The organism is Erythrobacter sp. SN021 (genome assembly GCF_021864455.1).
In genome coordinates, this window is record NZ_JAKKUW010000003.1 from 536,394 (window position 1) to 543,625 (window position 7,232).

At 61.6% G+C, this 7,232-nt stretch carries 4 protein-coding genes and 1 pseudogene; 3 read left to right on the forward strand and 2 right to left on the reverse strand.

All coding sequences use genetic code 11. The annotated features are described in order from the left end of the window. Nucleotides 1–117 precede the first annotated feature (117 nt). From L5849_RS10180 to L5849_RS10190, 3 genes are all read left to right on the forward strand, one after another. On the forward strand, nt 118–1,320 hold the full coding sequence (locus L5849_RS10180; protein WP_236925475.1) for an efflux RND transporter periplasmic adaptor subunit: 1,203 nt from the start codon (nt 118–120) through the stop codon (nt 1,318–1,320). Between the two features lie 14 nt (nt 1,321–1,334). Beyond that, the gene (locus L5849_RS10185; RefSeq protein WP_236925476.1) at nt 1,335–4,805 is read left to right on the forward strand and encodes an efflux RND transporter permease subunit; all 3,471 of its coding nucleotides are present in this window, start codon (nt 1,335–1,337) and stop codon (nt 4,803–4,805) included. Between the two features lie 65 nt (nt 4,806–4,870). After that, nucleotides 4,871–6,082 (forward strand): DUF445 domain-containing protein, encoded by a 1,212-nt coding sequence (locus L5849_RS10190; protein ID WP_236925492.1) that lies wholly within the window; start codon nt 4,871–4,873, stop codon nt 6,080–6,082. 14 nt (nt 6,083–6,096) lie between these two features. On the opposite strand, the gene L5849_RS16060 is transcribed toward L5849_RS10190, so the two are convergent. After that, on the reverse strand, nt 6,097–6,972 hold the full coding sequence (locus L5849_RS16060; protein ID WP_236925477.1) for a TonB family protein: 876 nt from the start codon (nt 6,970–6,972) through the stop codon (nt 6,097–6,099). Between the two features lie 111 nt (nt 6,973–7,083). Next, nucleotides 7,084–7,232, reverse strand: a pseudogene (locus L5849_RS10200) (electron transfer flavoprotein subunit alpha/FixB family protein); the annotation flags it as partial.

Consider the following 7,232-nt stretch of genomic DNA (forward strand, 5'->3'; position numbering starts at 1 on the left):
CCCTCGATTGCCCTACTATGGTGCCAGGTCTATCGCCCAATTACGAAATTCTTGCGCTGAGTGATATAGTGATATAACACACTTCTCGTTCGCAGCGCTTCTGGGGCAAGGTACGATATGAATTACGAATCCGGAGTGATAGCCGAAAAGGGCGAGCCCATTGCGGTCGGGATCGAACCGGAAGCCGAGGAGCAGGAAGAAAAGCGCCGGTTCGATCGGCGTAAAATCGTCATCATCGGCTCGCTCGTAGTTCTCGCCTTGGCCATTGCGGCCTATTTCGTGATGCGCGGCGGAGGAACGGCGACACCGGCGGGTGACGAGAATGCCCAAGCGCCGACCGTCACGGTCGTCACGCCCGGCAAGACCACGGTCGAAGGCCAGATCACCGCCACCGGGACCCTGGCCGCTCGCCGTGAAATGCCTGTCGGCGTCGTCGGCGAGGGCGGCCGGGTCGTGTCGGTTCCCGTCGATGCGGGTGACTGGGTGCGTCAAGGTCAGGTCCTGGCCAGCATCGATCGCTCGGTTCAGTCGCAACAAGTGCAAAGCGCCGCAGCACAAATTCAGGTTGCTCAGGCCGATGCGAATCTCGCCCAGGCCAATCTCGATCGCGCCCTTCAGCTCGTCGAGCGCGGCTTCGTATCCAAGGCGGATGTCGATCGACTCACGGCTACTCGCGACGCTGCAGCAGCGCGCGTCCGCGTGGCTCAGGCGCAATTGCGCGAACTGCGCGCGCGTACCGCGCGGCTTAATGTTCTCGCACCGGCTTCTGGCTATGTCCTCGAACGCAATGTGGAAACGGGGCAAACCGTGGGCGCCGGCTCGCCCGCGCTGTTCCGGATCGCGCGCGGCGGCGAGATGGAAATGCTCGCCCGCCTCAACGAAGATTCGCTGGCCGCGATCTCGGTTGGCACCAGCGCGCAAATCAGGCCCATCGGTACCGAGAAGCTTTTCACGGGGCAGGTCTGGCAGATATCTCCGACCATCGACCAGCAGGACCGCCAGGGTACGGCGCGCATCGCGCTTGCTTACGCGCCCGGCCTGCGTCCCGGGGGGTTCGCCACAGCGACGATCGCCAGCGGCACCGTCGTTGCCCCGATATTGCCCGAGAGCGCGGTGCTTTCCGATCGCGAGGGCGACTACGTCCTTATCGTCAACGGCGAAGACAAGGCCGAGCGTCGTCCGGTGACAACCGGGGCCGTTACGTCGAAGGGCATCGTCATCGCCGAGGGACTGAGTGGTTCCGAACGGGTGGTGCTTCGCGCCGGTGGCTTCCTGACCGAAGGTGAAACGGTCAGGACGCAGCTGGCCAAGCTTGACTAAGGCGAGGTAACTCGATGAATTTCCGCAATATCTCCGCCTGGTCCATCCGCAATCCGGTCATCCCGCTGGTTGCCTTTACCGCGTTGTTGTTGGCTGGTCTGATCAGCTTCGCCCGGATGGACGTGGTCAACAATCCGGACATCGAGTTCCCCGCCGTGAATGTCTCGGTCTCGCAGCCTGGCGCCGCGCCGACCGAAATCGAAAACCAGATCACTCAGCGCGTCGAGAGCGCGGTACGCTCGATCAACGGGGTCAAGTCGATCAATTCGACCGCGCGCGAAGGCAATTCGAACACGTTCATCGAGTTCGAGATCGGGACCGATCCCAACGATGCGGTCGCTGAAGTCAAGAATGCGGTCGATACCATCCGCGGGTCACTGCCCGACGGGATCCTCGAGCCGCGCGTGACCAAAGAGGAAATCTCCGGCGGCTTCCTCGCAATCTATGCTGTCGAAGCCGATGACATGACGATTGAGGGGCTGAGCTGGTTCATCGACGATACCGTTGCCAAGCAATTGCTCGGGATCGAGGGTATGGCCGAGGTGAACCGGTTTGGCGGTGTGGATCGCGAAATCGAGGTCATCCTGGACCTGCCGCGCATGCAGGCTCTTGGCGTTACCGCCAGCCAGATCAACGGGGTTCTGCGTCAGAGCAATATCGATGCCGCCGGGGGCATGGCAGAGGTCGGCGGCACACGCCAGTCTGTCCGCGTGCTCGGCAATAGCGAAGATGCCTATGCCCTGAGCCAGCGACAGATCCAGCTTGGCGGCGGGCGCACGATCAAGCTCGCCGATGTCGCCACCGTGCGTGATGGCTTTTCCGAACGCACCTCGATCAGCAAGGTGCGCGACAAGGAAGTCGTCAACTTCGCCATGAGCCGGGCCAAGGGCGCATCGGACGTTACCGTCTATGAGGAGGCGCTCCAGAAGATCGAGCAGATCGAGGCTGAAAATCCAGGCGTGAAATTCATTCCGCTGTTCAACACGGTCAAATACACCAAGGACCAGTATGAAAGCGCCATGGCCGCCATGATCGAGGGCGCGATCCTCGCCGTGGTCGTGGTCTTCTTCTTCCTGCGTGACTGGCGCGCGACAGCAATTTCTTCCGTTGCCATTCCGCTTTCCGCTATTCCGACCTTCTGGTTCATGGATCTGCTTGGCTTCAATCTGAACCAGCTTTCGCTGCTGGCGCTGGCACTGGTCGCGGGCGTTCTGGTCGACGATGCCATCGTGGAAATCGAGAATATCGTGCGCCATATGCGCATGGGGAAGACTGCCTATCAGGCTTCCATCGATGCCGCGGATGAAATCGGCTTGCCGGTTGTCGCCACCAGCTTTTGTATCGTCGCGGTGTTCTTTCCCGTGGGCGCCATGCCCGGCATTTCCGGGCAGTTCTTCAAGAATTTCGGCTTTACCGTCGTCGTCGCCGTGCTGATGTCGCTGGCGGTGGCGCGCATGATAACGCCAATGCTCGCGGCCTATTTTCTCAAGGCGAAAGGCCAGGCGGCGCATGGCGAAGGTCCCATGATGGATCGCTATATGAACGTCCTGCGCTGGTCGCTCGATCGCGGCAAGATGTTCGCCGCGCGCGAGGGGCTAGAAGGCCCGCGCCACCGCTGGCTCTATATCCTGTCGATGCTCCTGGTCGTCATTGGCGCGCTCGTCATCTCGGCCATGGCCACCTTCACCGTCTCCGATCTAATCCAGGGGCTGGGCATTACCGACGCGATCGCCGGATCGGATGCCAATGCTGCGGAAGCCTTTCTGGCCAAGATCGTCGGCTTGCTGCAGCTCGCCCTGGCATTGGGTGTCGGTCTTGTCGCGACACTGCTGTTTTTCCGCATCATCGGTTTTGTCGTGAGGCGCTTCGGCGCCCACATGGCGCAGGCATGGCAGTATCTCTACGCCCGCTTTCTCGACCACCGTGTATGGATGCTCGGGGTCGGCTACTTCTCGCTGTTGCTCACGATTCTGCTGTTTGGCATCGTCCCGGCACAGTTCCAGCCGGTGATCGACGATGAAAACAGCCGTGTCGAAATCGAGATGGTTCCGGGGACTACGCTTGAGACGACCGAACGCGTCGTCGATCAGGTCGCCGACATCCTTTACGCCCAACAGGAAGTGGAACTCGCTCTGGAGCGCGTCCGCGAAGGGCAGGCGACAATATACGTAACTCTGCGCGAGGACCGCCAACGCACCTCGATCGAATTCGAGCGGGGGCTGGCGCCGACATTCGCGCAGATTGCCGATGCGCGCGTTCGCTTTGCCTCACAGTCGGGGGGGTTTGGATCGGGCCGCGATATGACCGTCATGCTCGCCGGATCCGACCCGGAACTGCTCAACCAGACCGCGGCAGCGCTGGTCGAACAGATGAAGGGCATCGATTCGCTGGTCGCCCCTCGAATCAGCGCCGATATCAATCGGCCGGAATTGATCATCAAGCCGCGCGAGGATCTCGCAGCCGAGCTGGGCGTATCCACGATCGCGCTTAGCCAAACAATCCGCATAGCTACCATGGGCGAGATCGAGCAGAATGCGGCGAAATTCTCTCTGTCCGACCGCCAGATTCCGATCCGGGTGAAATTGCCTGAGCAGTCGCGCGAGGATCTGGAGACAATCAAGAACTTGCCGGTCCAGACCGCAAATGGTGGTTCGGTCCCGCTCTCGCGCGTGGCCGATGTATCGTTCGGCTCCGGCCCAACGACCATCCAGCGTTACAACCAAAACCGCCGCGTGCTGGTCGGTGCCGATCTCGCGCAGGGCGTGGTCAAGGGCGAGGCCCAGGCCGAGATCGATGCGCTGCCAATCCTGCAGGATCTCCCTCAGGGTGTTATCCGCGACGTGGTGGGCGAGGACGAATGGCAGCAGGAGCTGATGACCAGCTTGATGATCGCCATCGTTTCCGGCGTGTTGCTTGTCTTCGCAGTGCTGGTGCTACTCTACAAGCGCCTGATGAGCCCGCTGGTCAACATGACCAGCCTTGCTCTGGCACCTTTGGGCGGGATCCTGCTGGTTTGGCTCTTCGGTCAACCACAATCGATGCCGGTCTATATCGGCATTCTTCTTCTCTTGGGAATCGTGTCGAAAAATTCGATCCTGCTCATCGACTTCGCTATCGAGGAAATGGACAAGGGCACGCGTAAACTTCACGCGATCATCGACGCGGGCCATAAACGTGCCCAGCCGATCGTCATGACGACGGTCGCGATGACCGCAGGCATGGTGCCGACCGCACTATCGGGTGTGCTCGGTTCGGGCGATGGCGCCTGGCGCGCTCCCATGGGTACGGTGGTTATTGGGGGGCTGATCCTCTCGACCGTTCTCACGCTGCTGATCGTGCCGGCGGGCTTTAGCCTCGCCGACGGCTTCGAAAAGCGCGCCGGGCCATGGCTGCGCAACCGGCTGCTGACCTATAAGGATGGTGACGACAGCCGTGGTGTTCTCGGCGAAGGTTCGCCGCAATCCGGGGTCGAACCGGCAGAGTGAGCAAGGCTGCGCCCGCGGGTCTGCAGTCCTCAGGCCCCCCGATCCCGCCCGACCGAGCGCGCATGATGCGGCGCACGGCGACCGGCCTCATCGTGCTGATGGCGGCGCTGTTCCTGTGGTCGGGCCGGTATCTCGACGCGCATCCGGCCTGGGGGTATCTGCACGCTTTCGCCGAGGCCGCGATGGTCGGCGGGCTGGCAGACTGGTTCGCGGTGACCGCCTTGTTCCGCCACCCGCTCGGCCTGCCGATTCCGCACACGGCGATCATCCCCGAAAACAAGGATCGCATTGCCGATACGATGGCGGGCTTCCTGCGGGAAAACTTCCTGACCCCGGCAGTTGTGGGCCGCCGGATGGGTGCCATGAACCTGGCGCATGCGGTCGGCAGCTATCTGGCGGATCCCAAATCGACCAGGGACTCGCGTATTCGCGCAGGAGCGGGCGAACTGGCGATCGAGGTCCTCGAATCGCTCGATCCGGACCGGCTCGGTACGCAGGTCCGCGGCGGGATCAAGGCTCAGCTCAGCAAACTCGAGATCGCACCGCTGCTTGGCGGAATGCTTGAGGCGATGATTGCCGACGGTCGCCACAAACCGCTGATCGACAAGATCATCCGGTGGGCCGGTCTCGTGCTCGAAGACAATGAAACGATGGTACGCGACATGGTCCATAAGCGCGCCAATGCGGTACTGCGCTTCACCGGTCTCGACGAACGGTTGGCCAATTCGGTTCTCGATGGGCTTTACAAGCTGCTGGCCGAAGTGCTGGTCGATCCCCAGCATCCGCTGCGCGACAAGATCGAAGAAGGCCTGCAGGAGCTGGCTCGGGGTCTGCGCGAAGACCCCGAAATGCAGGAGCGGGTCGAGCGTATGAAGCGCGAGTTGCTTGAGAACGCAGCCATCGGCGATTGGTGGCAGGGTGTGTGGGAGCGGCTGCGCGCCAATCTCATCCAGACGATCCGCACATCGGGCGGCACGGGCCATGGCTATATCGGCGAAACACTGGGTGAGCTGGGCGCAGCGCTGCGCGACGACGAGCGCCTGCAACGCCAGATCAATCGCTTCGCCCGCCGTACCGCCGTTGGCGTCGCTACGCGCTATGGCGACCAGATCGTCCGGCTGGTGTCCGAAACCGTCAAGCGCTGGGACGCGCAGACGATTACCGACCGCGTGGAATCAGCGGTGGGGCGCGATCTTCAGTTCATCCGCATCAACGGTACGCTGGTGGGTGGGCTGGTCGGGCTGACGCTGCATTTCCTGACGAGCATGCTCGGGTAGCCTCCGGGTCTGGACTAGAAGACCGCATAGACGACTGTCGTGGAGAAGAAGGCGCGTACCGGCTTGCCCTCTGCGTCCTGTGCAGGCTCGAACATTGCGTGCTGTTTGAACAGTTCGCAGGCCCGCTCGTCGAAATTCTCCGCCTTGGTTTTTTCGATCGTGATGCATTTTTCGACCCGACCATCCGTTCCAATCAGGACCTTTAGCTGCATGATCGCGTCCTCGCCGCGCCTTTCCGCCTTGCTCGGATAGTGCTTCTGTATCTGCCGGGCGACCCGTTTCATGTTCAACGGCTTCACCCCGGTCGCAATTCGCGCGATCTCCTTCGGGTCGACGCCCCAGAATTCGTACAAATCGGTGGCGCAGGCGTTCAGTGCCTTGAACCCGTCTGCAAGATCGCCCGTTGCCAGACGAACGCGCCGGTCCTTGCGGCTGAACTCGACATATTCGATCTGCGCGCCGTGCGCGGGGTTGAGCTCCGAATATGTTTCGCCAAACTGGTCGGCTTCATCCGGCTCCCCTCGACTGCCATGCTCGAAGCGGCGATAGCCGGTTGATTCGATCGCCTTGCCGAAGCTGGCGAGTTCCAGGCTGTCGCGTCGTATCGGGCCGGATGAGGACTCGTCCAGTTCGAAGGACTCGAATGCCGGGCCGAAGGATGCGCTGACCCGGCGCGCCGAGCCCAGCAGATCGATTGCCCCGCCAGCGACCAGCCAGTTGAAGGTCCCCGATGGTCCGGTCTGTTCTATCCAGAAGATGGTCTTGGAATCGCCGGTTCCAAAAAGCCGCGCAAGTCGGCAACGCTCCTCACCATAATCGAGTTGCCAATGGCTGGAAGGTTCGAGAATTGTCAGCGACGCATCTGCGGCACTCGTGGCGGTGCCGGGCACTGCTATCGCCAGAATACTAGTGGCAACCCCTGTACCAAACCGGATGCGCATGAAAAACCCTCCTGCGATACTGTACCGCAAGAGGGTTTCATCTTTGGCGTCACAATGCAATCAGAGCTTTTCGGTGAGTTCGGGCACGATTTTGAAGAGGTCTCCGACGAGGCCGATATCGGCGACCTGGAAGATGGGGGCGTCTTCGTCCTTGTTGATGGCGATGATGGTCTTGGAATCCTTCATGCCCGCCAGGTGCTGGATCGCGC

Coding starts and splice junctions, on each gene's coding strand:
- L5849_RS10180 (WP_236925475.1), top strand. CDS start 118: ATGAATTACGAATCCGGAGTGATAGCCGAAAAGGGCGAGCCCATTGCG.
- L5849_RS10185 (WP_236925476.1), top strand. CDS start 1,335: ATGAATTTCCGCAATATCTCCGCCTGGTCCATCCGCAATCCGGTCATC.
- L5849_RS10190 (WP_236925492.1), top strand. CDS start 4,871: ATGCGGCGCACGGCGACCGGCCTCATCGTGCTGATGGCGGCGCTGTTC.